This window comes from Janthinobacterium sp. TPC_1 (assembly GCF_056037845.1).
In genome coordinates this window covers 5,101,021-5,126,562 of sequence record NZ_CP195157.1, presented here as the reverse complement: position 1 = coordinate 5,126,562, position 25,542 = coordinate 5,101,021, and the positions used below count along the sequence as shown (strand labels likewise).

The window sequence follows — 25,542 nt, the reverse complement described above, 5'->3', positions numbered from 1 at the left end:
TTCCTGCATCAGACAGCGAGATATACGCGGCCGATCAGGGCAAGCTGTCCGGCAGCCGCAAAATCCGCCGTATCTCCAGGATCGCCTGCGGGCTTTCCTGCACGCTGTGCCACGAGGGGATGACTTTTTCCGACAGGGCGCCGTCGAGGTGGGCGCTGGCATACGGCACCACGCCATCGCTCGATTCTGCCAGGGGCAGCTCCGGCGTGTCGTTGCCCATGATGGAGTAGTAGCGCACTTTCGGGCTGATGGGCAGGTCGGCCACCAGGCGCACGAACGGGGCCTTGTCGCTGAGGTTATCGATGCTGTTGGGGATGCGCAGCGGCTCGCTGCTGCCCGTGTCGAGCTGCGCCAGGCTGCCGGCCGCGTCGGACAGCTGCTCGAGCATGTTGATGGGCAAGGTGATCAGGTTTGCGATCCAGCGCGCCACCTTGTGGTTGGCGAACGAGGTGCCGCGGTGCGGCGCGGCGATGAAGATGGCGCGGTTCACCTGCGGCATGGCCGTGAAATTGAGATAGGGCGCCAGTCCGGCGCGCACTTTTTCCGCCTTCTTGCCCTTCAAATTATATTCTTCCGTGATGGCGTCGAGCAGGGTGTTGCTGGCGTCGGACACCATCAGGCGCGCCAGCACGCCGCCCATGCTGTGGCCGATCAAGACCATCTCGTTCGCGGCATCCGCCTTGCCAGCCGGGTCGAACTGCGCCAGGGTGGCGGCCAGCGCCTTGCGGATGGCGGCATTGTTGGCGGCCAGCGGCGCATTGCTCGGGTAGTACACCTGCCAGATCTGGTAGCGGCGGCGCAGCTGTTCGTCGCCCATCAGTTCATTCGCCACGTTGATCCACGCTTCCGGGCTGCTGGCCAGGCCGTGCAGCATGACGATGGTGCGCTTGTTCGGGTCATACGGCTGCATCAGGTGCACCTGCGGGCGCGAAATGCCGTCGGCGCGGCCGAACAGGGTGCGCAGCGCCTGCACGCCGAAGCCGGAACGGGCCAGCCACAGGCCATAGCCGGCCGTGAAATTGGCCGCCACGGGCAGTTCCTGGCCCGCCATGCGCGTCGATTCGCTGCGCGTCGGGTCGACCAGCATCACCAGCAGCTGCTGCGTGGCCAGTACTTCTTGCAGGCTGTTGCCGTCGAAGCGGATCAGCGCCGTGACGACGGGGAAGCGCGTCTCCTGGTAGGGCACGTACTCGCCTCGCGGCGCCTGGGGCTTGGGCATGACGGCCACCAGGTCGGCGCCGAAGCCGTCGCGCCGGTACACATTGCGCAGGCCGGAAAAACGACAGCGCGAGGTGGCCGGCAGCAGTTCTTCCGGCAGGGTGCCGTCTGCGGGCAGCCGCAGGGCAGACAGTTCGCTGTCGATCTGCCAGCCGGCGACGCGGATCACATGGCCGTCCGGGCGGTATTCGCCGCGGTGGCGGAACAGGTTGCCGACGGCCTTTTGCACGGCATAGTTATAGTAGTCGCGGATCTGCGTCTGGCGCTCTTCGAACGCGCGCTGGCCCGGCGTGCGCGTCGTGTAGAACAGGTAGGCATACGCGTAACGGGCCGATTCGAGCCAGGCGGCCAGGCGCTCGGCGCTGGGGTGGCCGCCCTGTTTTTCTTCCACCAGCGCGCTTTCCAGCCATAATTCGGAGAGCGTCGCCAGGCGCTGCTCGTCGCTGAGCAGCTCGGAGCGGGCCAGGTCGGCACGGCAGCTGCCCGTATTGGCTTCGCAGGCGGCGATGTCGCTGCCGATGATGCGCAGCACCTCGCTGGCCGAGGCGCTGAGTTTTCCCGTGGTGAGGATGTCGCCGCGCCGTTGCTGCAGGTAGTCTGCAGGGGAAATGGCGCTGACGGTGACGGCGGCGCAGCCGCTCAGCAGCGCCGCCGCGCACAGGAGGGCGCATACGCGCAGACGCCGCATCAGCATGGCCGGTCCGCGCCTAGAACGAGTAGACCAGGGTCAGCGACGTTTGCGTATCCGTATTCTTCTTGTCGTCCGGTACGCGCGTGTCGTTGCGGGCGCTGAAGGCGGCCTTCATCTGCATGGTGCCGTTGATCTTCGTGCTGAGGGCCGTTTCGGCGATCGAGTGGGTGTTTGAGGTGCCCCGTTCCACGCTGACCGTTTGGGTGAACATGGCCGACTGGCTGATTTTCCACTTCATGGCGGCCGCGCCGCGCACTGTCAGGCCGTGTTCCGATTCGCCCGCGTCGTTGGTGCCGCTGAAATAGCCAGGACCGACTTCCACGTCGACGCTCTTGTCGCTCGACTGGTACCAGCGCGAGCCATGACCGACGGCCAGGGTCGAGTATTTGGTGTAGGCGCCGAACTTGTCGTTCACGTGCGAGGCCAGCACGAACAGTTTTTCATGGTCGGCCATCAGCTTGTAGGCGGCCTTGGCGGAGGCGGAAAAGCGTTCGGCCGAGCGCTCGCGCACCTTCTTGCCGTCGTCGTCGGTAGTTTCGTCTTCCTTGAAGTAGCCGCTGAAGATGTACTGGTTGCTCCAGTCGTCGAGTTCCTGGCGCGCGTCGATCTTGCCCGTGACGGAGGTGCCGACCGTATTGCCCGAGGTGGTGATGGCGCCCAGTTCGGCGGAAGTGCTCCAGCTGCCGATGGGGATTTCATCGAACAGCATGCTTTGCTTGGTGTCTGCGGCGGCAGCGCCGCCGCAGGTGATGGCCATGGCCAGCGCCAGTGCGAGAGAGTGGGTCGATTTCATGGCTATATTTGTCTGTGGCGCGCGCCGGGCGTGCCTGATGTTCGTTAATGGCAGGGGTGGCGATGCAGGCCGCGGCAAGCCGGGCGGCGCCGATAAAACATGCGCGCGCGGGCGCGGCCAAACATTGTCGAGGCTGTATTGTACCCGACCCCGTCAACGTTCGCCGCACGCCCCGGCGCGCACGAATGCTGCTCTCTTGATTGCCCGATCCTGCACGCCGGGGCTGGCAAGTGGCGCGCGCCTGGCGTATGCTGCGCGTATTTGCTGCCTGAACTTACAAGGAATCCCCCGTGCGCTGCCTGGTCATCGAAGACGAAGCCGAAACTTCCCGTTACATTTGTGCCGGCCTGCGCGAAGCGGGCCACGACGTCACCTCTTGCGACAATGGCATCGACGGCATGCGCCTGGCCTGCGGCGAGGACTGGGATGCGCTGGTGCTCGACCGCCTGCTGCCCGGCGAGATCGACGGCCTGGCCATCGTCGCGCGCCTGCGCGGCATGGGCCGCAACACGCCCGTGCTGGTGCTGTCGGCCCTGTCCAGCGTCGACGAGCGCGTGCGCGGCCTGCGCAGCGGCGGCGGCGATGATTACCTGTCGAAACCGTTTGCCATCGCCGAACTGCTGGCGCGCATCGAGGCGCTGCTGCGCCGCGCCGCGCCCGTGCCCGAATCGACGCAGCTGCAGGTGGCCGACCTGGTGCTCGACATGCGCACCATGCGCGTGACGCGCGCCAACCGGCAAATCGCCCTGCAGCCGCGCGAATTCCGCCTGCTGGAATACCTGATGCGCCACCAGGGCCAGTCCGTCACGCGCGCCATGCTGCTCGAAGCCGTGTGGGACTACCATTTCGACCCGCAGACCAACGTCATCGACGTGCAGGTGAGCCGCTTGCGCACCAAGGTGGACAAGGAATTTTCACCGCCGCTGATCCACACGGTGCGCGGCGTCGGCTACACCCTGGGCGTGCTCGACAGTGCGTAACTTGCACCGCTCGATCGCGGCCCGGCTGGCGCTCGGCTATGGCGTGCTGGTGGTGGTGTCGATCAGCATCGTCTGCGCCGTGTTCTATTTTGGCACCATCGGCGTGCTCGATCGCAGCGTGGACCGCAAGCTGACCCTGCTCTCGGAGCGCCTCGCCGCGCTGTACCAGCAGGACGATGCCAGCCGCACGACGGCGGAAATCGCCCATCTGCTGACCGACCGCACCGACAGCGATACGGAAATCTTCCTGCTGGTGGGCGCCGATGGGCGCCGCGTGGCGGGCAATCTGTCGTCCTGGCCCGACCTGGGCAGCCCCGTGGGCCACCTGCTGCACCGCGACGTCACGCGCGAAGGCCGCAGGGTGCCCGCGCGCATGCTGATCCGCGATCTGGCGGGCGGCGCGCGCCTGTTCGTCGGACGCGACATGGAAGAGGGCAAGTCGATCCGCACCCTGGTGCTGCGCTCGCTGGCCTATGGCGGCGGCGTGGCTATCCTGCTGGTGGTGGCGGGCGCCTGGCTGTTCCGGCGCCAGCTCGAGGCGCGCATCGGGCAGATCCGCCGCACGGCGGGCGAGATCGAGGCGGGCGACCTGAGCCGGCGCATTCCGTCTCCAGTGAGGATGAATTCGGCTTGCTGAGCCGCGACATCAACCGCATGCTCGACCGCATCGAACACCTGATGGAAGGCGTGCGCCACGTGTCGAACGCCATCGCGCACGACTTGCGCACGCCGCTGGGCCGCATCCGCAACAAGCTCGATGGCGCCTTGCGCCAGCAGCAGGGCGTGGCCGGCTACGAGAGCACGGCGCAGGCGGCCATCGACGACATCGACGACCTGACGCGCGTGTTCGACAAGCTGCTGCAGATCGCGGCGGCCGAATCGGGCATGCGTCCCGAGAATTTCGACGACATTGATCTGCATCAGATCGGCGCCGACATCGTGGAAATGTATGAAGCCACGGCCGACGAGCAGGGCGTGCTGCTGGTGCAGATGTATGGCGAGGCCGTGCCGGCGCGCGGCGACCGCAACCTGCTGGGCAGCGCCCTGGCCAGCCTGGTCGACAACGCCATCAAGTACGCGGGGCAGGGCGCCACGGTGGAAGTGTCGGCCGGCAGCGATGAGCAGGGCAGCTGGCTGGCCGTGCGCGACAACGGCCCCGGCGTGCCTGCCGAGGAATTGCCGAAGCTGACGCAGCGCTTCTACCGCCTCGACAAGAGCCGCCATTTGCCCGGCAATGGCCTGGGCCTGTCCATCGTGGCGGCCATCGCGGCCCTGCACGGCGGCAGCCTGGAGATCGAGGATGCGGCGCCGGGCCTGCGCCTGCGTTTGCGGATGCCGCGCTAGTGTAGCCAGACGGCACATTACCAACTTGTAACCCCCTTCGTTTTCGCCTCCCCCTATCATCCCCTCTACCCGGCGTAGAGCGGCTGCGTGCGCGCGGCCGCCTGTTCCGGGCTGCCCGCGGCCTGCCGCGGTTTGTCTGTTCCGATCCGTCGCAGAGCCGTTTTCATGCCTACTTTTACCGCCACCGGCGACAACGCCGCGCCGCAACGGGCAGCACCGCGCCAGCATGGCCACCGCCTCAAGGCCGCGCTGGGCGCGCTGGTCTTCCCGCTGCAGCGCGCGCGCTGGCAAGCCTACATCGCCGGCACGCCGGGACTGGCGGCGCTGGCGCAAGCCCATCCCAGCCTGCTGTACAAGATTTACCGGCCCTACGCCAGCCGCCAGCTCGCTTGCGCGGCGCGCGTGGAGCTGCTGCGCGGGCATTACCGTTTCCTGTGGCAGGCGGGCGCCCGGCCGCTGGTGGAATACGCGGCGCGCCGCGCGCTGGTGCTGGCCGCCATCGAGGGCAAGGATGGCGCCACCTACCGCCTGCAGCTGACGGCCATCCACGACAGCCACCGCGAAGGGGAGCTGTGCCTGCGCCTGACGCGCGACGGCGTCTCGCTGTACCTGGCCAGTTTCCTGTTCCGTCCCCAGCCCGGCGGTGCCGCCATCCAGCTGGGCGCCTTGCAGGGCTTGCGCTCGCAGGCGGGGGCGCAGGCGGTGAAGGATGCCACGCGGGCGCTGCATGGCTGCCGGCCGAAAAACCTGATGGTGGCCGCCTTGCGCGACCTGGGCGACTTTTTCGGCTGCGGGCACCTGGACCTGGTCAGCAACGCCAACCGCATCGCGCTGAACTGGCGCCGGCGCCGCCACATCTCCTGCGACTACGACCTGGCGTGGCGCGAACTGCATGCGCTGCCCACCGGCGACGGCAATTTCCGCCTGCCGTGCGGCCCGTGCCGGATGCCCGACCTGGAGCTGCTGCCATCGAAAAAAAGGTCCGACGCGCGCCGCCGCGGCGCCATGCTGGTGCAGCTGGCGGCGGACATGCGCTGGCAAGTGTCGGCCCTGTTGCAGCCGCAATGAAGGCGCGGGGCGGCATTTTTTGACCTGCGCGGCTTTTTTGCCGGGCAGCCCGGCGCAATCGGCGCGATGGGCGTATACTTATCGGCGTTGTTAACCTGAAGCCAGTCACCCCATGCCAGCACAATTCCCCACTTCGCGCATGCGCCGCCTGCGCGCGACCCCGCAACTGCGCGAGCTGTTCCGCGAAACCGAGATCAACCCGCGCGACCTGGTCCTGCCGATCTTCGTCGACGAAGGTTCCAGCGATTTCATCGACATCAAGTCCATGCCCGGCGTGCGCCGCATTCCCGAAGCGAAGCTGGCGCAGGAAGTCGAGCGCTATGCGCGCGCCGGTTTGCGCTCCGTCATGACCTTCGGCATTTCGCACCACAAGGACAGCCACGGCACGGACACCCTGAACCCGGACGGCCTGGTGGCCCGCATGTCGCGCATCATCAAGGACGCCGTGCCGGAAATGGTGGTCATGTCCGACACCTGCTTCTGCGAATACACGGACCACGGCCATTGCGGCATCCTGCATGGCGACACGGTCGACAATGACAGCACGGTGCTGAACCTGGGCAAGCAAGCCGTCATCGCGGCCCAGGCGGGCGCCGACATCATTGCGCCATCGGCCGCCATGGATGGGCAGGTGGCGGCCATCCGCAGCGCGTTAGATGCGGCCGGCTTCCACGACACGCCCGTGATGGCGTATTCGACCAAATTCGCCTCGGGCCTGTACGGCCCGTTCCGCGACGCGGCCGGCAGCACCCTGAAAGGCGACCGCAAGACCTACCAGATGGACCCGATGAACCGCCGCGAAGCGGTGCGCGAATCCTTGATCGACGAAGCCGAAGGCGCCGACGCGCTGATGGTCAAGCCGGCCGGTGCCTACCTGGACATCATCCGCGACCTGCGCGAAGTGACGCGTCTGCCGATCGGCGCCTACCAGGTCAGCGGCGAATACGCGATGATCAAGTTCGCCGCGCAAGCCGGCGCCATCGACGAGCGCCGCGTGGTGCAGGAAACCCTGGGCGCCATCAAGCGCGCGGGCGCGGACATGATCTTTACGTATTTTGCGATGGATGTGCTGAATAATCCGTATTAATTCTGCATGGGGCAGGGCAGGCGCCTTTTCAGCTATCATGGCGCGCTGCCCAACCTGAACTAGCTTATGCCCCTGAAAATCTCCCGCATCCTGCACGCCGGCTATGTCTTCGAATGCGAAGGCACGGCCATCGCCTTCGACCCCATCGTCGAAAACCCGTTCAGCCGCAACTGCCACGCGTTTCCGTCCGTGCGCTTCGACCTCGACGCCGTGCGCCGGCTGCGCTGGGATGCCGTCTTCATTTCGCACTTCCACGACGACCACTGCTCGCTCGACAGCCTCGATGCGCTGGATCGCGCCACGCCCATCTACCTGTATTGCGTCTTCGACGAATTGTTCGCGATGCTCCGCGCGCTCGGCTTTATGTCCGTCGAGCGCCTGCAGGTGGACGTGCCCGTGCGCGTGGGCGCCATCGAGGTGATCCCGCGCCGGGCGCTGGACGACGACGTCGATTCGCTGTTCCAGGTGCGCGCCGCCGGCCTGAATGTGCTCAACGTCGTCGATTCCTGGATCGGCCCGGAGACATTGGCCCAGCTGGCCGCCTATGCGCCCTGGGACATGGTCTTGTGGCCGTTCCAGACCATGCGCGAGATCGCCGTCATCGCGCCGTCGCAGGCGCAGCCTGGCCCGGTCGAGCTGCCCGACGACTGGGTGCCGCAGCTGCGCGCGCTGGCGCCCCGTTACATCGTGCCCAGTTCCTGCCAGTTCGTGCAGGAAGACTGGTCCTGGTACAACCACGCGATGTTCCCGATCACTTACCGCCGCTTTGCCGATGAAATCGGCGCCGCGCTGCCCGATGCGCACATCTTCCGCCTCGACCCGTCGACGGCCGTGCTGCTCGATGCGCACGGAATGAGCAGCGCCGAACCCTTGCCCTGGGTGCTCCCCGTGGGGCCGCAGGACGTGGATTTCGACTACCGCCCCGATGCGCTTGCGCCCGCCACGGCGGACATCGCGCGCCGTTTCGCCCCCTTGAGCGCCGCCGACACGGCGCTGGTGCTCGATTTCTGCCGCCACGGTTTGCTTGAGCGCTACCGCGACATGGAACTGCCCGACGACAGCTACTTCCAGCAACCGCGCCTGTGGCGATTGTCGCTGTACGGCCTGACGGCGCCGCCACTATCCTGCATTACCGCACGCATGGCGACCTGATCGACCTCGTGCCGCAGACGAACGAAGCGCCCGGCTGGACCACCGAAGTGCCGCTGGTGAAATGCCACGCGGCGCTGGTGTTGGGCGAATCGCTGACGTCGATGTACATGCGCATCAATGATGGTCCTTTCGATGCGGCCGCGCGGGCCGCACTGGAAGAGGCTGATATCGTCGACGACCCCTTGATCCGCTGCCTGTTCAACGACGCCATCGGCGCCTACCAGGCGGCGCAACTGAAGCGCTTGCTGGCCCGCTGAAGAAAACGCCGCGACAGGGTAAGATGGACGATACATACCAGTATCTCAGCTCAAGGAATGATCAACATGACACAAAACAACGAAACCGCGATCCTGGCCGGCGGCTGCTTCTGGGGCGTGCAAGACTTGCTGCGCCGCTATCCGGGCGTGATCGCCACGCGCGTGGGCTACAGCGGTGGCGACGTCGCCGCCCCTACCGCAACCATGGCACGCATGCGGAAGCGATCGAGATCATTTTCGACCCGACCGCCATCAGCTACCGCAAGATCCTGGAATTCTTCTTCCAGATCCACGACCCCAGCACGGAGAACCGCCAGGGCAACGACCGCGGCACCAGCTACCGTTCGGCCATCTTCTACACCAGTGAAGAACAACGGCTGGTGGCAGAAGAGACCATCCGCGACGTCGACGCGTCCGGCCTGTGGCCCGGCAAGGTGGTGACGCAAGTGGCGCCGGCCGGCCCGTTCTGGGAAGCGGAACCAGAGCACCAGGATTATCTGCAGCGCTTGCCGCACGGCTACACCTGCCATTACATCCGGCCGGACTGGGTCTTGCCGCAGCGTCAACAATAAGCGCCGGGGGAGACGGCCATGCGCTATTGGCAGGTGGAACGGCGGCAGGCGGAAGGGCAGCTGGACCTGGGGCGCGCCCTCGATCTGGTGGCGGCCATCGGCCATGCCGACGTGAATGCCATGGCGGGCGCCATCCTGAAAACGGCCGGCACGGCCGCCTCCATCGCCCAGTGCACGATCTTTGCCTATGAGTTCGGCAACCGGCCCCGCACGGTGGCCGTGGCCGACCGGCGGGGCGGGCGTTTCTTGCAGGATATTGCCGACAGCTACGCGCGCCATTACTATGCCCTCGACGGCAACCAGAGCGTCATCGCGCCGGCCCGCCAGCCGAAGCTGGACCCCGCCATCGTGCTGCACCAGCAAGCGAGCGACGAGATCCGCCATCCCGGCTACCGCGCCGTCTGTTATCAAAAGCCGAATGTGTCGGACCGGCTGTCGCTGCTGGTGCAGCCGGCCGGCGATATCTGGCTGTCCGTCAATTTCTACCGCGACAGCAGCCAGGGCCAGTTCCAGCCCGCCGAGATCGCCGGCATCGAAACCCTGTCACCGCTGTTTGCCCATGCCGTCAAGCATCACTACAGCTTGAAGGGGCAAGCCACGCAGGGCGTCGCGCCCATGCTGCTGGCCCGGCTGCGGCTGCATGGCCCGCAACTGAGCAAGCGCGAACTCGACGTGCTGCGCGGCGTGCTCGAGGGGCTGACGGCCGTGGAAATCGCCGAGACCATGGGCGTGCAGCCATCCAGCGTGATCACGTACCAGAAGCGCGCCTATAAGCGCCTGGGCATTTCCAGCCAGCGGCAACTGTTTGCGCTGTGCATGGCGCCAGCGCCTGTCTAGTCCCTTGGACGTAGGGACGGCTCCGCCTTTTTGACTGTGTTCGCCGCGAAACGTCCCCAAAATGGGGACAGCCGCCGGCATCGTCGTCTGCATACTGTGTTGCAAGCCGGGATCACCCGGCCGCTCTCACCCAATAAAATCAACAAGGGGAGGGCGACACCTTATGGAGACAAGCATGCCCCCCGCCACACAAGCCACCACTGCGCCCGTCCTCGACGCGGCCAACGACCAAATGGAACAGCAAGTGATGCGCAAGGTATCGCGCCATCTGCTGGGTTTTCTTCTGTTCCTGCTGTTCGTGTTTTCCTTTCTTGACCGCATCAATATCGGCTTCGCCGGCCTGACCATGATGCAAGACCTGGGCCTGTCCGGCACCCAGTTCGGCTTTGCCACCACCCTGTTTTATATCGCCTACATCGCTTGCAGCATTCCCAGCAACATCGTGCTGGCCCGCATCGGCGCCCGTAAATGGATAGGCAGCATGATGATCGCCTGGGGCCTGGCCTCGACGGCGACCCTGTTCGCCAGCGGTCCGGCCAGCCTGTATGCGCTGCGCTTTTTGGTGGGCGTGACGGAGGCGGGCTTTTTGCCCGGCATGCTGCTGTACCTGACCTACTGGTTTCCCAGCGCCTACCGGGCGCGCGCCAACGCCCTGTTCATGATCGCCATGCCCGTCACGGCCGCCATCGGTTCGGCCTTGTCCGGCCTGATCCTGGGTCTGGACGGCCACTGGGGTTTGAAGGGCTGGCAATGGCTATTCTTGCTCGAAGGCATGCCCGTCCGTGCTGCTGGGCCTGGCCGTGTATGGCTATCTCGACGATTCGCCCAACAAGGCGAACTGGCTGGGCAAGCTGGAGCAACAGGTGCTGGCGCGCATGCTGGTGGCCGAGCAGAAACCTGTTGCGCCGAAGCAAAAAACGTCCGTGCTGGCGGAAATGCTGTCGCCCACCGTGCTGAAATTCGGCGTCGCCTATTTTTGCCTGGTCAACACCCTGGCCATGGTGGCCGTGTGGACGCCGCTGATCGTGAAAAGTTTCAATAGCAACGCCAGCAACACGCAAATCGGCTTGCTGGCGGCCATTCCGCAAGTGTGCACCGTCGTCGGCATGGTCCTGTGGGGCCGCCGCTCGGACCGCCTGCAGGAACGCCGCTGGCACATCGTCTGGCCCATGCTGCTGTCGGCCGCCGGTTGGTTGTTCACGGCCTATGCAAGCAATCCCGTGGTGCAATTGCTGGGCGTGTGCATGGCGTCGACGGGCGCTTATACGGCCATGTCCGTCTTCTGGACGACGCCGGACCGGGCATTGAGCCTGGGGGCGCGCGCCATCGGCATCGCCGTCATCAATGCCACGGGCAATATCGGCTCAGCGCTGAACCCCGTCGTCGTGGGCTGGCTGAAGGACTTTACGCACAGCTTTGCCACGGGCTTGCTGTACGCCAGCGTGCTGCTGGTGGCGGGCGCGGCCATCGTGCTGACCCTGCCGATTGCGCGCAGCAGCAAATAATATTGTTGAAGAGGAAACATCATGAGCGACACATTCCACCCTTATCCCCATGTGCCCAAAGTCTATCCGCCCGGCAAGCCGGTGGGCGCCGGCACGCAGCACGTCCCGGTGCTGATCGTCGGCGGCGGTCCCGTGGGCCTGGCCACGGCCTTGGGCCTGGCGCGCCACGGCGTGCGCTCGGTGCTGATCGAGGCGGACGACGGCGTCTGCACGGGCAGCCGCGCCATCTGCATTTCGCGGCGCAGCCTGGAAATCATCGACCGCCTCGGTGCGCTCGACGGTTTTATCAGCAAAGGCTTGGCGTGGGCGGGCGGGCGCAGCTTTTACCGCGACGAGGAAGTGCTGCACTTTACGATGCCGCAAGACTCGAACCAGAAGCTGCCGCCGATGGTCAACCTGGCGCAATACCATATCGAGCAATTCCTGCTCGACGCGGCCGAACGCGTGCCGGAATTGATCGATATCCGCTGGCAGACGCGCGTCACGGGCGTGCAGCAGCGCGCCGACGGCGCCACGGTCACGGTAGCCACGCCCGATGAAACCTACACTATCGACGCGGACTGGCTGGTGGCGGCCGATGGCGGGCGCAGCGCCGTGCGCGAGGCGCTGGGCTTGAAACTCCAGGGCACCAGCTATGAAGGCCGTTATGTCATCGTCGATATCCACCTGAAAAGCGAGCGTCCGACGGAGCGCCTCGCATATTTCGACCCGCCGTCGAATCCCGGCTCGACCGTGCTGGTGCACAAGCAGCCCGACGATATCTGGCGCATCGATACCAATTGCGCGACGACGAGGATGTGCAGGCGGCCGTGCTGCTGGAAAACGTGGCGCCCCGCGTGGACAGCCTGCTGGCCATGATGGGAGAAACCGCCCCGTGGCATCCCGTGTGGATCACCATTTATAAGGCCAACGCCTTGACCCTGGACAAATACCGGCACGGCGCCGTGCTGTTCGCGGGCGATGCGGCCCACCTGGTGCCCATCTTCGGCGTGCGCGGCGCCAATTCCGGCATCGACGACGCGGACAACCTGGCCTGGAAGCTCGCCTACGTCGTCAAGGGCCAGGCGCCGGATCGCTTGCTCGACAGCTATTCGGACGAGCGCGTATTCGCCGCCCGTGAAAACCTGCGCCACGGCACCAAAAGCACGGAATTCATGGCGCCGCCCACGTTCGCTTTCGAGCTGATGCGCACCGCCGTGCTGGGCCTGGCGGGCAGGCATGCGCATGTGCGCTCGCTGATCAACCCGCGCCAGACCAGCGCCATCGCGTATGCGCAGTCGGCCTTGAATGCGCCGGATAGCGAGGCGTTTGCCGCCGGCCCCGCGCCGGGCACGGTCTTGCCCGAGTGCCCGCTGGCGCTGCCGCACAACGGCGGGCAAAAAGCGCGGTATATTACCGATCTGGTGAAGCGCGCGGATGGCCATTTCTCGGGACTGTACTTCAGCGAGGATGGCGCCGTGCCCGCGGAACTGCTGGCGCTGGGCGACAGCTTGCCGCTGACGACCGTGGCGATCGCCCGCAGCGGGGAGCAAGGGGGCGCCTGGGGCCACACGGCGCAGGTATGCTCGCTATTCGACGCGCAGCCCGGCACGTTTTATCTGGTGCGCCCGGATGGGCACGTGCTGGGACGCTGGCGGCAAGTGCAGGCGGGGCAGGTGGCGGCAGCGCTGGCGGCGGTCGGCATCGCCCAATCGAAGTAACAAGGAGACAACATGACCGATATCGAACTGGATAATTTGTACACGGAGCTGTGCCACACCATGGGCGGCCTGGCGAACAGCGTTCGCCCCTGTTCCTGGCCCGTTTCGCCTTGCTGGCCATGGGCGCCATCGGCCGGGCCGACGTGGTGCAGGGCTTGCTGCGCGACGCGGCCGACGGCCTGGCGGAGAGCGCATGATAGGCGCCGGCTACCAAAGCGGCTTCGGCAACGAATTTGCCACGGAAGCCATCGCCGGCGCCTTGCCGCAGGGGCAAAATTCGCCGCAGCGGGCGCCGCTGGGCCTGTATGCGGAACAATTGTCTGGCACGGCCTTCACGGCGCCGCGCGCGCAGAACCGGCGCTCGTGGCTGTACCGCATCCGTCCCGCCAGCCAGCATCCGCCGTTTACCTTGCTGCAAAATACGCGCATCGTCAGCGATTTCCACGCCATGCCGCCGACGCCGCCGAACCAGCTGCGCTGGAACCCGCTGCCGCTGCCCGACAGTGCCACGGCGGTGGACTTCATCGACGGCTGGCAGACGATGGCCGGCAATGGCAGCGCCGAAGCGATGAGCGGCTGCGCCATTCACGTCTACGCGGCCAACCGCTCCATGCAGCGCTTCTTTTACTCGGCCGACGGCGAATTGCTGGTGGTGCCGCAGGAGGGAAGGCTGGCGATTGCCACGGAACTGGGCTTGATCGAACTGGAACCGCAGGAAATCGCCGTGATTCCCCGCGGCGTGCGCTTCCGCGTGACCCTGCCGGACGGCCAGGCGCGCGGCTATGTGTGCGAAAACTTCGGCACGGCTTTTCGTTTGCCGGACATGGGGCCGATCGGCTCGAACGGCCTGGCCAACAGCCGCGACTTCCTCACGCCGCACGCGGCGTATGAGGATATCGACGGCGAATGCGAACTGCTGGCCAAGTTCGGCGGCCACCTGTGGCGCACGACGCTCGACCATTCGCCGCTGGACGTGGTGGCCTGGCACGGCAATTACGCGCCCTACAAATACGATTTGCGCCGCTTCAATACCATCGGCTCGATCAGCTACGACCATCCCGACCCGTCGATCTTCCTCGTGCTGCAGGCGCCGAGCGAAAATCCGCTGTTCGGCGCCATCGACTTCGCCATCTTCCCGCCCCGCTGGCTGGCAGCCGAACACACGTTCCGCCCGCCCTGGTTCCACCGCAACGTGGCCAGCGAATTCATGGGGCTGATCCATGGCGTGTACGACGCCAAGGCGGCCGGTTTCGTGCCGGGCGGCGCCAGCCTGCACAACTGCATGTCCGGCCACGGCCCCGATGCGCAGACGTTCGAGAAGGCCTCGCACAGCGACACGTCCGCGCCCGTGAAAGTGGGCGACACCATGGCTTTCATGTTCGAGACGCGCACCATCCTCAAGCCCACGCCGTTCGCGCTGGACGGCGGCTTGCTGCAAAGCGACTATTTCGAGTGCTGGCAAGGCTTGCGCAAGCATTTTGATCCGGATCAAGCTTAGCCAGGTCCAGCTCAAATGGCCCGCGCCCGCGTATGCGGGTTGGCGGGCCGCGCCAGTCTCAGGTGGCCGCGCAGGGTGCTGGCCGCATACTCGGTGCGGAACAGGCCGCGCCGCTGCAGTTCCGGCACCACCAGCCGCGTAAAGTCCTCGAAGCCTTGCGGCAGCAGGGGCGGCACGACGTTGAAGCCGTCCGCGCCCCGTTCCACGAACCACTGCTCCATCACGTCGGCCACCGTCCTGACGGAGCCGATCGCTTGCAGGTGGCCGCGCGCCACGCGAAAGCGCAGCACCAGCTGGCGCAAGGTCAGGTGCTCGCGGCGGGCCAGCTCCAGCTGCTGTTGAAAACGTCCCTTGCCGTTGTCGCCCGCCTGGTAGGGCAGGTCGGGCAGGGGGCCGTCGAGCGGATAGCCGGACAAGTCGAAGCCGCCAAATTCCAGGTTGCTGAAGTCGACCAGGTCCTGCAGCTCGCCGAACTGGTCTTGCGCCTGCTGGTCCGATTCCGCCACCACGACGGACAGGCCCGGCGTGACCTTCAACTGATCTTCGGCGCGGCCATATTTCGCCATGCGGCCTTTCACGTCCGCATAATACGCCTGCGCCACGGGCAGCGAGGTGGCGGAGCAGTACACCATCTCGGCCAGCCGCGCGGCAAATTCGCGGCCCGTCTCGGAATTGCCCGCCTGGACCAGCACGGGGTGGCCCTGCACGGGGCGGGGCAAGTCCAGCAAGCCTTGCGAGGCAAAATACTCGCCCCGGAAATCGAGCGCATGGCTCGCGGCCGGCTGGTAGAACTGGCCGCCGGCGCGGTCTGGCCGGTCGAAGGCATCGTCGTCCCAGCTGTCCCACAGGGCCTTGGACAGGGCGACGAATTCATCGGCGCGCGCATAGCGCTGCGCGTGGCTGCGCGGCGCATCGATGCCGAAATTGCGCGCCGTATGCTCGGCGAACGAGGAAACGACGTTCCAGCCCGCGCGCCCGCCGCTCAGGTGGTCGAGCGAACTGAATTTGCGCGCCACGTGATACGGGTGCTCGTAATTCGTGTTGACGGTGGCGATCAGGCCGATGTGGCTGGTGACGGCGGCAATCGCCGACAGCAGCGTGAAGGGTTCGAACGGCAGGCCGATGGCGGCGCGGCCCGTGTCCGGCGTGACGTCGCCCGAGCGGCCGATGAAGTCGGCGATGAAAAAGCTGTCGAACCTGGCCGCCTCGGCCAGCCTGGCGGCGCGCAGCCACCAGGCCAGGTCGGGCCGTCCGCTGGCGCTGGCGGATGGATGGCGCCAGGCGGCCGGATGGTGGCCGTGGCGCTGCAAAAAGACGTTCAGGACGAGCTGGCGTGCTGGCATGGGGGAAGCTCCGTGGTGGGGTGGCAACATGATCTGCGTCAATGCCGATGCAAGCTTCGGGCCAGCAAGGGGCCAGCGCCCGCATATGCAAAATCCGGATAAGCTAGCGCGGCACCATTCGTTCACGCCTGCAGATGGCGCGCGGTATAGTCGGCCCATGGAACTCTTAGCCCACAATTTCAGCAGCGATTTCGCGCGCAGCGCCCACCTTGCCCGTGGCGCCAGCGCCGACGATGATGGTGCGCTCGTCGCCTTCCGCGACCCGCAGCAAATGAGCTTGCTGGTGCGCGCCACGGCCTTTGTCTTTGCCGACCCCCGTTCGCGCCAGTTGCATGAACTGATCGAACGCATCGCGCCCAGCGAGGCGACGGTGCTGATCACGGGCGAGACGGGGACGGGAAAAGAGCTGATTGCGCGCCACGTGCACGGCTTGAGCGGGCGCGCCGAGCAGACTTTCGTGGCGATCAACTGCGGCGCGTTTTCCGAAACCCTCGTCGAGAGCGAACTGTTTGGCTATGAAAAGGGCGCATTTACGGGCGCGCAGCAGGGCAAACCGGGCTGGTTCGAGACGGCCAGCGGCGGCACCCTGTTCCTCGACGAGATCGGCGACTTGCCGCTGGCGATGCAGGTCAAGCTGCTGCGCGTGCTGCAGGAGCGCGAAGTGGTGCGCCTGGGCGCGCGGCGCGCCATCCCCATCGACGTGCGCCTGATCGCCGCCACCAACGTGGACCTGCCGAAGCCGTACGGGCCGGGCGCTTCCGCGAAGACCTGTATTACCGGCTGCAGGTGATCGGCCTGCCGCTGCGGCCCCTGCGCGAACGCCCGGGCGACATCATGCCGCTGACGCGCCACTTCATGGCCATCTATGCGCAGCGCCTGCACCTGGGCGAGGTCGAGCTGGATCTTGATGCGCAACAAGCCTTGCTGGCCTATCCATGGCCGGGAAATATCCGCGAACTGGAAAACGTCATCCACCGCGCGCTGCTCGTCTGCCGCAGCGGCGTCGTGCGCGCCGAGGACCTGAGCTTGTCGGGCTGTCACCGCGCTCCGGCGCCCGCGTCCGCCCCTGTACCCGTGCCGGACGCCTGGGCCGGCGGCGCCGACATCGCCTACGCGGCCCACGGTGCGGCCGGCCAGGACGATTTATTGGCCGCCGAGCGCTTTGCCCGCGCCTGGCAAGCCTTGCTCGACTCGGGCGAGGCCGTGGAATTCGAAGCGATGCAGCAGGAGGAACTGGTGCGCGCCGCGCGTGGGAGCGCAATGAGCGCAACCAGGTGCGCACGGCCAGGCACCTGAACCTGAGCCGCAATATCCTGCGCACCTTTTTGAAAAAGGCGGGCGCCATCGACTAGGCGCATGATGCCCTTCCTGGAGCCGGACCCGCAGCGATGCGGCTCCGGCTTTTTTCATGGCTGCTGCGCGCGCAGCATGCTGCTGCCCTGGCTGCAGCCGGTTGCTGCCAAATCAACAGCGAATGGGGCTGGCCGGCGTATGCGGCATGGCATGTTTTCTGCGAGGAGGGAAGGGCAGGCCGCTGCGCGCAGATATCCAAAGCGCATAGCGGTGTTTTCTTCGACCCACGACAGGAGTCCATGCATGACCATAGAATTCATCTGGCAATTGCCCACCAGCGGCGATGGCCGTTACGCGGCACCCGGCATCACGCGCAGGGGCGAACGGGCCGCTGGCGCGCCCAGCCCCCTGCAGGCGGGCGTGAGCGACCCGCGCGGCGCGCGCCGCCCTTCACTTACTTCGACTACCTGCACCAGATCGCCCGCGCGGCCGACCTTTCCGGCTTCGACGGCATCCAGATACGCCACGATACGCAGGGCGATGAAAGCTGGATCGTCGCGGGGTATTTGGCCCGCAGCACGCGCCATCTGAAACTGATCGCCGAATTCGACGCGGCCTGGGGGTCGGCCGTGTACGCGGCGAAGAACGCCGTCAGCTTCCAGCGCTTCACGGGCGGGCGCTTCGCCTGGCAGATCGGGCACGGCGGCGATGCGGCAGCGCACCGCCGCCAGGGCGATGCGGCGCCCGACGCCGACATTCTGCCCCGCATCGATGAATTCATCACGGTGGCGCGCGGCGTGCAAAGTACGTCGCCGTTCAGCTTCAAGGGCAGGTTCTTCGAAGTGCAGGATGGCGGCTTCAAGGGTCCGCTGGCGGACCACCCCGTCAACGGCATCTACCTGACGGGCGACAGCCCCGAGGCGCTGGCCCTGTCGGCGCGCCAGGCCGACCGACGTGCACGTCTTCGATGCGGCGCCCGTGGCGGACTTGCAGCCTTCCATCGGCAGCCTGCAAGCGCAGGCGCGCCAGCTGGGCCGCGCCGTGGCGGCGGGTTTGCGCATCGACGTGCTGGCCCGTGAAACGTTCGACGAAGCCTTGCGCGACGCCCGGCGCTACCGCAGCGGCGCCGGGCTACCTGACGATGCGCCCTTCGATGACCGTGCCGCCGCCTTCTGGCCCGGCTTTGCGCAAGCGCAAACGGGCGCCCACGGCGCCCTGGTCGGCAGCTATGCGCAGGTGGCCGCCGCGCTGCAAGCGTATGCGCAGGCCGGAGTTTCCAGCTTCGTGCTGGCGGCCATCCCCCATTTCGAGGAGGCCTACCGCATCGGCGAACACGTATTGCCAGCCTTGCGCGCATCGTTGACGGCATCCGCGCTGCAAGCGGCTTGAATCCACATTATTTGAAGGAGTACCCCTGATGGCAATCGATTTTTTCTGGCGCATCCCCACGCATGGCGAACCGGGTTCGCACCGCGCCCGTACGCCGTTTCGCGGCGACTGGTTCCCCGGCAATGACAACCTGCGCCAGGCCGGCCTCGGTGGCGGCGGCGCCGACGGTTTTACGTATATCGACTACCTGGCGGAGATCGCCCGGGCGGCCGAACTATCGGGCTTCCAGGGCGGCCTGATTCCGTCCTTCCCCATGACGGATGAACCATGGGCCATTTCCGCGCTGCTGGCGCGCGAGACGCGCACCTTCCGCTTCATGATCCCGTTCCAGCCCGGCTTTCTGAACCCCGTGGTGGCCGCGCGCATGACGGCCAGCCTGCAGCGGGCCACGGGCGGGCGCGCCCTGTACAACGTCATCACGGGCGGCGGCGGCCCGGCGCAGCTGTGGTGGGGCGATGCGGCCGGCCACGACGACCGCTACACGCGCACGACGGAATTTCTCGACGTGGTGCGCGGCGTGTGGCGCGGCGGGCCGTTTTCCTACCAGGGCAAGTTCTATCAGGTGGAAGACGCGGGCCTGGCCACGCCGTTGTCGGAGCAGGACTTCCCCGAGATCTATTTTTCCGGTTCCTCCGACGCGGCCCTCGGTTCGGCCTCGAAGCACGCCGATTACTACCTGACGTGGCTGGAACCGTTCGAGCAGCTGCGCGAAAAATTCGCCCGTGTGCATGAAAGGACGGCGCTGCTGGGGCGCAAGATCAAGTGCGCCGTGCGCGTCGACATCGTTGCCCGCGCCACGGAGGAAGAGGCGTGGGACGAGGTGCGCAAGGGTTTTGACGCCGTCGATGCCGCCACCCTGCGCCAGTTCCTCGGTGCCGATGGCGGCGACTCCGTGGGCGCGGCGCGCCAGCGCGGCAACCGCCCGACTACCTTGAACAGCTACAAGGACTTGATCACGGCGCCGAACATCTGGTCCGGTTTTAATCTGCTGCGCGGCGGGCAGACGCAGGGCATCGTCGGCAGCTACCAGCAGGTGGCCGAACGCCTCGATGAACTGGTGCAACTGGGCGCCGACGCCTTCATCCTGGCCAGCACGCCGCACCTGGAAGAAGCGTACCGCGTGGGCGAGGAAGTGCTGCCCCTCGTGCGCGGCCACACGGCGGCACTGCTGCGCGCCGCCTGATCCTTTCCCCTGTTGCCGCGACAGCAGCGCCACCGCCTGCTGTCGCGCAGGCAGCACGCGGCACCGGCGCTGCTGCCAAATCAACAGCGCTATCATGACGTTAGTCTTCCTTTGAAATCAAATACTTACGTTCTGTTTTGCTGCGCTGCGGCAGCGGGCATGCGCCTTGCAATACTGGTCATCACCATCTCGCGTTTTGACTTTACTCAAGGATAATCACCCATGCGCCGTTCGACTGCTCCCGCCGACTCTTCCCCATTTCCTTTCCACCTGACGCCAGTGCGCCGCGCGCTGCGCTCGGCCTTCGCCATCGGCGGCCTGATGCTCGCCCCAGGTCTGGCCCATGCGGAAACGCCTGGCGCCGATGTCATTGCCGCGGCCGACGCGAATGGCGCCGGCGAGGGAGCCTCGCTGCAATCGGTGACGGTGACGGCGCAAAAGCGCGAGGAATCGGCACAGAAGGTGCCCAGCGCGATCACGGTGTTAGGCGGCAAGGAGCTGCTCGACACGGGCATCGGCCGCTCGGCCAGCGAAATCCTCAATTACGTGCCGAATGCCTCGGCCGGCACGCAGCAGCACGGCCGCCCGCGCTGGTGGATACGCGGCGTGGGCGCGGGCCAGCAGCAGGTGGATTTCCCGAACCCCGTCGGCTTCTACCTCGATGACGTCTACATCAGCAATTCCAGCGCCACGGGCTTTCCCCTGTTCGACCTGGACCGGGTGGAAGTGCTGCGCGGCCCGCAAGGCACCCTGTGGGGCAAGAACACGACGGGCGGCGCCATCAACGTGATCTCGCGCAAACCCTCGTTCAAATCCAGCGGCTACGCCAAGCTTGACTACGGCAGCTACGACACCACCGTGGCCGAAGGGCGCCATCGGCGGCGCGCTGATCGACGAGGTGCTGGCGGGGCGGCTGTCCTTCCATACGGAGCAGCAGGACAAGGGCCGCTTCCACAACCAGTTTACGGGCGAACGCGATGGAAAGCTCAAGGACAGCGCCATCCGCGGCCAGCTCAAGGCCCTGATCGGGCGCGACCTGACGGCGAACCTGAACCTGCATTACCGCGACTACACGACCAAGGGCGCCACCACGACCGTGGCCAGCTATGGCGCCAATGGCATTTACCGCAACGGCTACGTCCCCAGCACGAACCCCGACGACGTCAGCACGAATGCGCCGGCCGACAGCGACGTGCAACAGGGCGGGGCCCAGCTGAACCTCGAATATGCGCTGGGCGAATTGACCCTCACTTCCATCACGGGCTATGAAAATTTCAGGAACGAAGCCACGGGCGACAGCGACAATACGCCGCTGGAAGTGGGCCGCAGCCGTTCCAAGGCCAGCAGCCGGCAAGTGTCGCAGGAGCTGCGCCTGACGTCTCCGCAGAACGGCGCCGTGAGCTGGGTGGCGGGTCTGTTCTACTTCAATGAAAAGATCGATGCCGATTCGGCCGGCGCGCGCCTGCCCAACGGCACCGTGCCGGCGCTGGCGGGCAGCACGCAGCCCGTCGGCTACAACCGCACCATCTATCGGCACAAGGCGCGCAGCGCGGCCATCTTCGGCAGCACCACCGTCAACTTCAGCGAGCAGCTGCTGTCCACGTTCGGCTTGCGCTGGACGACGGAAACCAAGGACCTGGACTTGCAGCGCGTGCAGGCCGTCTCGAACACGGTGACGTTCGGCGATGCGGCCAACTGGTGGAACACGGTCCGGGGCGGCAATTACACGGCCGCCTCCGTGGCCAACAACAATTTCACGTCGAATCCATCGACCACGTGGAACGCGCTGACGTATGACGTGACGCCCGAATACCGCTTCAGCCGCACCCTGCGCGGCTACCTGAAGTACGCGCACGGCATCAAGTCCGGCGGCTACAACACCAGCGCCACGGACGTGCGGGTGCTGAACACGGTGAAGCCGGAAACCCTGAACTCGTTCGAGGCGGGCATCAAGTCCGAATGGCTGGACGGGCGCCTGAACTTCAACGCCAACGTTTTTCACTATGATTACAAGAACGTGCAGGTGAATATCACGGGCGTGTACAACGGCGACCCCACGCAAAGCGTCAATTACCTGCAGAACGTGCGCAAGGCCCACGTCAACGGCGCGGAATTCGAGATCGAGGCGCAGCCGACGGACAACCTGCACGTCAATGCCAACCTGGGCCTGCTGCGCACGGAATTCGACGATTTCGCCATCCAGAACAATGGCGGCGACCGCTCCGGCAATGAATTCGTGCGCTCGCCCCACGTGACGGCCCTGCTGGCGGCCGACTACCGCTACCCGCTGGGCGATGGCGCGCAACTGGTCTTCAGCGGCGACGTGCGCTACACGTCGAAGCAGTACTACTATGTCGACCCGCAAAATGCCGCGCGCGACCTGCTGAACCAGGGCGGCTTCGCGCTGGCCAACGCCCGCCTGTCGTACGTGCTCCCGGGCGGCAAGCAGCGCATCACGGCGTATGCGAACAACCTGGCCGACAAGGTCTACCGCAACCACACGCTTACCAGCTTCGTGCCCGGCGCCGTCAACGGCGACACGGTGATCATCGGCCAGGGCCGCACGGTGGGCGCGTCGTACACGCTGCAGTTCTGACCGCGCAGGGCAGAGGCAGGGGCGATATGCTATAGTCGCCGGGCATGGCTGCCGCACCCGCTGCGCTGGCCATGCAACGTTCTCAGGGCGGGGTGCGATTCCCCACCGGCGGTAATGGCATGCGTGCCTAGCCCGCGAGCGCTTGCCGGCACGGTCTTCGGGCCATGACGGCAAGGTCAGCAGACCTGGTGTGATTCCGGGGCCGACGGTATAGTCCGGATAAAGAGAGAGCGGGATGGCATCATTGTGTCGACGCCGGCATCCGCCCGGCGCATGGACGGCCTGCGTTTGCCGTCGGTGCGTCTGCGCGCGTGCCTGCATGCGCAGTTGGGCGTGGCTTTCATGCGCCCGTCATATCCCCTTCGATCCGATGCCCTGTTTTTATCATTCTTGAAAACAGGAGTCTTTTATATGTCACAAGCATCACACGCAACACCAGCCAAACGCATCGCCTTCATCCAGGCGGGCTGGCACCGCGACATCGTCGCGCAATGCAGGCTGTCGTTTATCGCGGAAATGGCCGCGCTGGGCTTCGCCGAGAGCGATATCGACGTCATCGACGTCGCCGGCGCCTTTGAAATCCCCCTGCATGCGCAAGTGCTGGCCAAAAGCGGCCGGTACGCGGCGATTGCCGCTTCCGCCCTGGTGGTGGACGGCGGCATATACCGCCATGATTTCGTCGCCGATGCCGTCATTTCCGGCATGATGCAGGTGCAGCTGGCGACGGGCGTGCCCGTGCTGTCGGCCGTGCTGACCCCGCACCACTTCCATGCGGGCCAGGAGCACCAGGCATTCTACTTCCAGCACTTCAAGGTCAAGGGCGTGGAACTGGCGACGGCCTGCGCCGCCACCATCCATTCGCTGCAGCGGCTGGCGCAACCGGCCAGCGCGCCGCAGGCGGCGCTGGCAGCCTAGCCTAGCAGCCGGCCTGCCGTGAATCGATAGTGCCTGTGGGGCCAGCACATGTTGCCATGGGCTGGCCCCATTTCCTTATGCCGCCTGCCGCAGCAGCGCGTCGAGCCTGCGCTGCGCCTCTTCCAATGGCCGGCGGTCGATCCAGCTGTCGATATCGACGTCGCGGTCGAGAAAACCGTGCTGCAATTGAAAATCCTTCTGCAGGCGGAACAGCGCCACCTTGTCGTCGGACAGGTCGGGCGCCAGGGTCAGGTGAAAACCGTCGCGGTAGGCTTCGGCCACGGCGTCGGCGCCGGCCCGCGTCTCGCCCTGCAGGATGGCCAGCACCTCTTCTTTGTGGCTGCGCGCCCAGTGCGCGGCGCGCGCAAGGTCTGCGTCAGGAAGCGCACGACCAGCTCGAAATGCTGTTCCAGCATGGATGCATGCACGGTGATCGGGCGCGGCGTGCCGTTGTTGACGCGGAAGCGCCGGTCGGGCAGGGCGTCGATGTCGATGCCCACTTCCAGCCCCGCCGCGCGGGCCGCCTCGGCCGCCGCCGCGCCTTTTACGTAGACGGCGTCGACTTCGCCGCGCAGCAGCGGCGCGATGCCTTGCCACAGTCCCGCGCCGAGATTGGCTTGCGCTGGCGCCTCGCCGCCCACCTCCACCAGTTGCACGTCGTCGAGCGTGAGTCCGGCCGACGCCAGCACACCCTTGTAGCCGGCCAGGCTCATGCCGCGCGCGATGCTGCGCCCGCGCCGGTTCTCGCGCAAGTCTTCGGCGCGGAACACGGGCAGCGCCAGGCGCTTGCCCTGCAGTTGCGCTGGCGTGGCGATGCCGGAACCGGGGCGCACGAGAATGGCTTGCCATTCGTCGATCCAGGTCAGGCCGATCAGACGCGTGGGCGCCCCTTGCGCGCGCGCGGGCAGGGCCAGCAGGTTGCCGCCTTCGCGCACGAGCGTGGACAGGCCATGGTCGTAATGGTGGCGCGCCAGCTCGCCGCCCACTTCCTGCAGCGTCTTTAACGCGATGCCGTCGCGGGCGAATTCCTCGTCCAGCCAGCCCAGTTTATAGGCCAGGCCCGTGGCCGTGGGCACGGGGCAGCGGGTGAACCAGACGGCATCGACGGCGGGGGCGGTTGCGGTAGTCATGGGATTCTTTCGTGGTGGGTGGAGCCTGTAACCGTGCAGGAAACGTGCCCGCGCCGCTTGCTGGCTTGCCGACAGCCGCTGCGCACAACGCTGCTGCCGCGCCAGCAGCCGCTGTTGCGCAGGCAGCAGCGCTCCGCCATTTTTGCGGCCCCGGCGCTGGCACGCGTCTTGCGAAAGTAGACGGTAGACGAAACCCGGTCTCAACCTCTTTACCGAATGGAGCATGACATGACATGACGGACGTGGCACAAGCACAAGCACCAGAGCAAGTACAAACCCAGGAGTTGACGGCGGCCGAACTGGCCTTCGTGGAGCAGGTGCGGCGCGATGCGCAGACCGCCTTCGACGGCTTGCGCGAGACGGGCAGTCTGACGGCCAACGGCACGGTGGGCTTTGTCGAGCGCACGCCCGCTGGCGACAAGGTGGTGGTGGTCAACGATCCCGGCCCGTTCCGCCGCGGCCAGCCCCTGAAGGCGGCCGTGCTGGCGCTGGACGGCACGGTGCTGCTCGGCGACGCCAACAACGGCGGCGCGCGCTATTTAAAGCTGTTCCGCGAGCGGCCCGAGGTCACGTCGATCTCGCACGTGCATTCGCCGTCCTTGGGCGCGTGGGCGCAGACGCACCGCACCCTGCCGATCCGCTACGTGCCCGTGCAGCGCTACCAGCTGGTCCGCGAAATCCCCATCTATATCGACCGCCGCCAGCCGGAAGTCGATTTCATCCTCGGCGAAATCGCCCGCAATACGCATGCCACGGCCATCCTGGAAGCGAACGGCGGCGCCACCGTGTGGGGCAAGCAGGGCTTGCTGCAGCTGGCCGAATTCATCCTGCTGCTGGAAGAGGGCGCGCAGATCCAGATCGCGGCCGAAGCCATCGGCGGTTCGCGCGACTTCGGTCCCGGCGTGCTGCTGCAGCAATGGAAGATGAGCAAGCTGATCGACACGGCGCGCGCGCTGTCCTTGTTGCCTGCCACCGACCTGGTGTAACCCTT

General features: G+C 66.3%; 23 protein-coding genes, 4 pseudogenes and 1 riboswitch. Of the genes and pseudogenes, 22 read left to right on the top strand and 5 right to left on the bottom strand.

All coding sequences use genetic code 11. The features are described 5' to 3' along the window. Positions 1 to 34: 34 nt before the first annotated feature. Both ACQVLG_RS24990 and ACQVLG_RS24985 read right to left on the bottom strand, forming a co-directional pair. On the bottom strand, positions 35 to 1,912 hold the full coding sequence (locus ACQVLG_RS24990) for an esterase/lipase family protein (RefSeq protein ID WP_474291562.1): 1,878 nt from the start codon (positions 1,910 to 1,912) through the stop codon (positions 35 to 37). Between the two features lie 13 nt (positions 1,913 to 1,925). Continuing rightward, positions 1,926 to 2,702: a DUF481 domain-containing protein gene (locus ACQVLG_RS24985; protein ID WP_474291561.1), complete on the bottom strand. Its 777-nt coding sequence runs from the start codon at positions 2,700 to 2,702 to the stop codon at positions 1,926 to 1,928. Positions 2,703 to 2,992: 290 nt separating this feature from the next. Here ACQVLG_RS24985 and ACQVLG_RS24980 point away from each other — a divergent pair, with 290 nt between their 5' ends. From ACQVLG_RS24980 to hmgA, 14 genes and pseudogenes are all read left to right on the top strand, one after another. Next, positions 2,993 to 3,682, top strand: coding sequence for a winged helix-turn-helix domain-containing protein (locus tag ACQVLG_RS24980; RefSeq protein WP_474291560.1), 690 nt, complete (start codon positions 2,993 to 2,995; stop codon positions 3,680 to 3,682). Further along, positions 3,675 to 4,319 (top strand): hypothetical protein, encoded by a 645-nt coding sequence (locus tag ACQVLG_RS24975; RefSeq protein WP_474291559.1) that lies wholly within the window; start codon positions 3,675 to 3,677, stop codon positions 4,317 to 4,319. Before ACQVLG_RS24980 ends, ACQVLG_RS24975 begins: the two co-directional genes overlap by 8 nt. Next, the gene (locus ACQVLG_RS24970; RefSeq protein ID WP_474291558.1) at positions 4,313 to 5,026 is read left to right on the top strand and encodes a sensor histidine kinase; all 714 of its coding nucleotides are present in this window, start codon (positions 4,313 to 4,315) and stop codon (positions 5,024 to 5,026) included. Before ACQVLG_RS24975 ends, ACQVLG_RS24970 begins: the two co-directional genes overlap by 7 nt. Before the next feature lie 165 nt (positions 5,027 to 5,191). After that, the gene (locus tag ACQVLG_RS24965) at positions 5,192 to 6,094 is read left to right on the top strand and encodes a VirK/YbjX family protein (RefSeq protein WP_474291557.1); all 903 of its coding nucleotides are present in this window, start codon (positions 5,192 to 5,194) and stop codon (positions 6,092 to 6,094) included. Positions 6,095 to 6,206: 112 nt separating this feature from the next. Beyond that, entirely contained in the window at positions 6,207 to 7,181 is a 975-nt protein-coding gene (hemB, locus tag ACQVLG_RS24960) for a porphobilinogen synthase (RefSeq protein ID WP_035819309.1), read from the top strand. 66 nt (positions 7,182 to 7,247) lie between these two features. Further along, positions 7,248 to 8,333 carry an MBL fold metallo-hydrolase gene (locus tag ACQVLG_RS24955; protein ID WP_474291556.1) on the top strand — a complete coding sequence of 362 codons (1,086 nt, stop codon included), beginning with the start codon at positions 7,248 to 7,250 and terminating at the stop codon, positions 8,331 to 8,333. Continuing rightward, positions 8,264 to 8,590 carry a hypothetical protein gene (locus tag ACQVLG_RS24950; RefSeq protein WP_474291555.1) on the top strand — a complete coding sequence of 109 codons (327 nt, stop codon included), beginning with the start codon at positions 8,264 to 8,266 and terminating at the stop codon, positions 8,588 to 8,590. The genes ACQVLG_RS24955 and ACQVLG_RS24950 overlap by 70 nt, the downstream gene beginning before the upstream one ends. Positions 8,591 to 8,656: 66 nt before the next feature. Then, positions 8,657 to 9,162, top strand: a pseudogene (msrA, locus tag ACQVLG_RS24945) (peptide-methionine (S)-S-oxide reductase MsrA). Positions 9,163 to 9,180: 18 nt separating this feature from the next. After that, complete coding sequence (locus ACQVLG_RS24940; protein ID WP_230537484.1) at positions 9,181 to 9,999, top strand: helix-turn-helix domain-containing protein; 819 nt, start codon at positions 9,181 to 9,183, stop codon at positions 9,997 to 9,999. Positions 10,000 to 10,174: 175 nt separating this feature from the next. Further along, complete coding sequence (locus ACQVLG_RS24935; RefSeq protein WP_474291554.1) at positions 10,175 to 11,041, top strand: MFS transporter; 867 nt, start codon at positions 10,175 to 10,177, stop codon at positions 11,039 to 11,041. Beyond that, a complete protein-coding gene (locus ACQVLG_RS24930) occupies positions 10,935 to 11,504 on the top strand; it encodes an MFS transporter (protein ID WP_474291553.1) in 570 nt (189 codons plus the stop codon). The genes ACQVLG_RS24935 and ACQVLG_RS24930 overlap by 107 nt, the downstream gene beginning before the upstream one ends. Positions 11,505 to 11,525: 21 nt before the next feature. Next, positions 11,526 to 13,204 (top strand): annotated as a pseudogene (locus ACQVLG_RS24925) (FAD-dependent oxidoreductase). A gap of 50 nt (positions 13,205 to 13,254) precedes the next feature. After that, positions 13,255 to 13,401 carry a hypothetical protein gene (locus ACQVLG_RS24920; protein ID WP_474291552.1) on the top strand — a complete coding sequence of 49 codons (147 nt, stop codon included), beginning with the start codon at positions 13,255 to 13,257 and terminating at the stop codon, positions 13,399 to 13,401. After that, entirely contained in the window at positions 13,398 to 14,702 is a 1,305-nt protein-coding gene (gene hmgA / locus ACQVLG_RS24915) for a homogentisate 1,2-dioxygenase (protein WP_474291551.1), read from the top strand. The genes ACQVLG_RS24920 and hmgA overlap by 4 nt, the downstream gene beginning before the upstream one ends. An 11-nt stretch (positions 14,703 to 14,713) precedes the next feature. On the opposite strand, the gene ACQVLG_RS24910 is transcribed toward hmgA, so the two are convergent. Further along, the gene (locus tag ACQVLG_RS24910) at positions 14,714 to 16,045 is read right to left on the bottom strand and encodes an LLM class flavin-dependent oxidoreductase (protein WP_474291550.1); all 1,332 of its coding nucleotides are present in this window, start codon (positions 16,043 to 16,045) and stop codon (positions 14,714 to 14,716) included. A gap of 271 nt (positions 16,046 to 16,316) precedes the next feature. On the opposite strand from ACQVLG_RS24910, the pseudogene ACQVLG_RS24905 reads away from it, so the two are divergent. The 7 genes and pseudogenes from ACQVLG_RS24905 to ACQVLG_RS24875 all read left to right on the top strand — a co-directional run bounded on the left by ACQVLG_RS24905 (position 16,317) and on the right by ACQVLG_RS24875 (position 23,421). After that, positions 16,317 to 17,397 (top strand): annotated as a pseudogene (locus ACQVLG_RS24905) (sigma-54 interaction domain-containing protein). A 240-nt stretch (positions 17,398 to 17,637) separates the two neighbouring features. Then, positions 17,638 to 18,417, top strand: a complete 780-nt coding sequence (locus ACQVLG_RS24900) for an LLM class flavin-dependent oxidoreductase (RefSeq protein ID WP_474291549.1) — start codon at positions 17,638 to 17,640, stop codon at positions 18,415 to 18,417. After that, positions 18,326 to 18,727 (top strand): hypothetical protein, encoded by a 402-nt coding sequence (locus ACQVLG_RS24895; protein WP_474291547.1) that lies wholly within the window; start codon positions 18,326 to 18,328, stop codon positions 18,725 to 18,727. The genes ACQVLG_RS24900 and ACQVLG_RS24895 overlap by 92 nt, the downstream gene beginning before the upstream one ends. A 28-nt stretch (positions 18,728 to 18,755) precedes the next feature. After that, a complete protein-coding gene (locus ACQVLG_RS24890; protein ID WP_230537491.1) occupies positions 18,756 to 19,910 on the top strand; it encodes an LLM class flavin-dependent oxidoreductase in 1,155 nt (384 codons plus the stop codon). A gap of 222 nt (positions 19,911 to 20,132) precedes the next feature. Then, positions 20,133 to 20,630 (top strand): annotated as a pseudogene (locus ACQVLG_RS24885) (TonB-dependent receptor plug domain-containing protein); the annotation flags it as partial. Positions 20,631 to 20,808: 178 nt separating this feature from the next. Further along, entirely contained in the window at positions 20,809 to 22,506 is a 1,698-nt protein-coding gene (locus tag ACQVLG_RS24880) for a TonB-dependent receptor (RefSeq protein ID WP_474291545.1), read from the top strand. Between the two features lie 74 nt (positions 22,507 to 22,580). Continuing rightward, positions 22,581 to 22,742, top strand: a riboswitch (FMN riboswitch). A gap of 175 nt (positions 22,743 to 22,917) precedes the next feature. Continuing rightward, entirely contained in the window at positions 22,918 to 23,421 is a 504-nt protein-coding gene (locus ACQVLG_RS24875; protein ID WP_230537493.1) for a 6,7-dimethyl-8-ribityllumazine synthase, read from the top strand. A gap of 75 nt (positions 23,422 to 23,496) precedes the next feature. Here ACQVLG_RS24875 and ACQVLG_RS24870 read toward each other — a convergent pair whose 3' ends face one another. Together ACQVLG_RS24870 and ACQVLG_RS24865 are read right to left on the bottom strand one after the other, a co-directional pair. Next, positions 23,497 to 23,703, bottom strand: a complete 207-nt coding sequence (locus ACQVLG_RS24870) for a hypothetical protein (protein WP_474291543.1) — start codon at positions 23,701 to 23,703, stop codon at positions 23,497 to 23,499. Next, positions 23,670 to 24,551, bottom strand: coding sequence for an ABC transporter substrate-binding protein (locus ACQVLG_RS24865; RefSeq protein ID WP_474291541.1), 882 nt, complete (start codon positions 24,549 to 24,551; stop codon positions 23,670 to 23,672). Before ACQVLG_RS24865 ends, ACQVLG_RS24870 begins: the two co-directional genes overlap by 34 nt. 233 nt (positions 24,552 to 24,784) lie before the next feature. On the opposite strand from ACQVLG_RS24865, the gene ACQVLG_RS24860 reads away from it, so the two are divergent. Next, positions 24,785 to 25,537, top strand: coding sequence for a class II aldolase/adducin family protein (locus ACQVLG_RS24860; protein ID WP_474291539.1), 753 nt, complete (start codon positions 24,785 to 24,787; stop codon positions 25,535 to 25,537). Positions 25,538 to 25,542: the final 5 nt, after the last annotated feature.

Coding starts and splice junctions, on each gene's coding strand:
- hemB (WP_035819309.1), top strand. CDS start 6,207: ATGCCAGCACAATTCCCCACTTCGCGCATGCGCCGCCTGCGCGCGACC.
- hmgA (WP_474291551.1), top strand. CDS start 13,398: ATGATAGGCGCCGGCTACCAAAGCGGCTTCGGCAACGAATTTGCCACG.
- ACQVLG_RS24985 (WP_474291561.1), bottom strand. CDS start 2,702: ATGAAATCGACCCACTCTCTCGCACTGGCGCTGGCCATGGCCATCACC.
- ACQVLG_RS24890 (WP_230537491.1), top strand. CDS start 18,756: ATGGCAATCGATTTTTTCTGGCGCATCCCCACGCATGGCGAACCGGGT.
- ACQVLG_RS24875 (WP_230537493.1), top strand. CDS start 22,918: ATGTCACAAGCATCACACGCAACACCAGCCAAACGCATCGCCTTCATC.
- ACQVLG_RS24955 (WP_474291556.1), top strand. CDS start 7,248: ATGCCCCTGAAAATCTCCCGCATCCTGCACGCCGGCTATGTCTTCGAA.
- ACQVLG_RS24940 (WP_230537484.1), top strand. CDS start 9,181: ATGCGCTATTGGCAGGTGGAACGGCGGCAGGCGGAAGGGCAGCTGGAC.
- ACQVLG_RS24930 (WP_474291553.1), top strand. CDS start 10,935: ATGCTGTCGCCCACCGTGCTGAAATTCGGCGTCGCCTATTTTTGCCTG.
- ACQVLG_RS24865 (WP_474291541.1), bottom strand. CDS start 24,551: ATGACTACCGCAACCGCCCCCGCCGTCGATGCCGTCTGGTTCACCCGC.
- ACQVLG_RS24900 (WP_474291549.1), top strand. CDS start 17,638: ATGCATGACCATAGAATTCATCTGGCAATTGCCCACCAGCGGCGATGG.
- ACQVLG_RS24965 (WP_474291557.1), top strand. CDS start 5,192: ATGCCTACTTTTACCGCCACCGGCGACAACGCCGCGCCGCAACGGGCA.
- ACQVLG_RS24935 (WP_474291554.1), top strand. CDS start 10,175: ATGCCCCCCGCCACACAAGCCACCACTGCGCCCGTCCTCGACGCGGCC.
- ACQVLG_RS24910 (WP_474291550.1), bottom strand. CDS start 16,045: ATGCCAGCACGCCAGCTCGTCCTGAACGTCTTTTTGCAGCGCCACGGC.
- ACQVLG_RS24990 (WP_474291562.1), bottom strand. CDS start 1,912: ATGCTGATGCGGCGTCTGCGCGTATGCGCCCTCCTGTGCGCGGCGGCG.
- ACQVLG_RS24860 (WP_474291539.1), top strand. CDS start 24,785: ATGACGGACGTGGCACAAGCACAAGCACCAGAGCAAGTACAAACCCAG.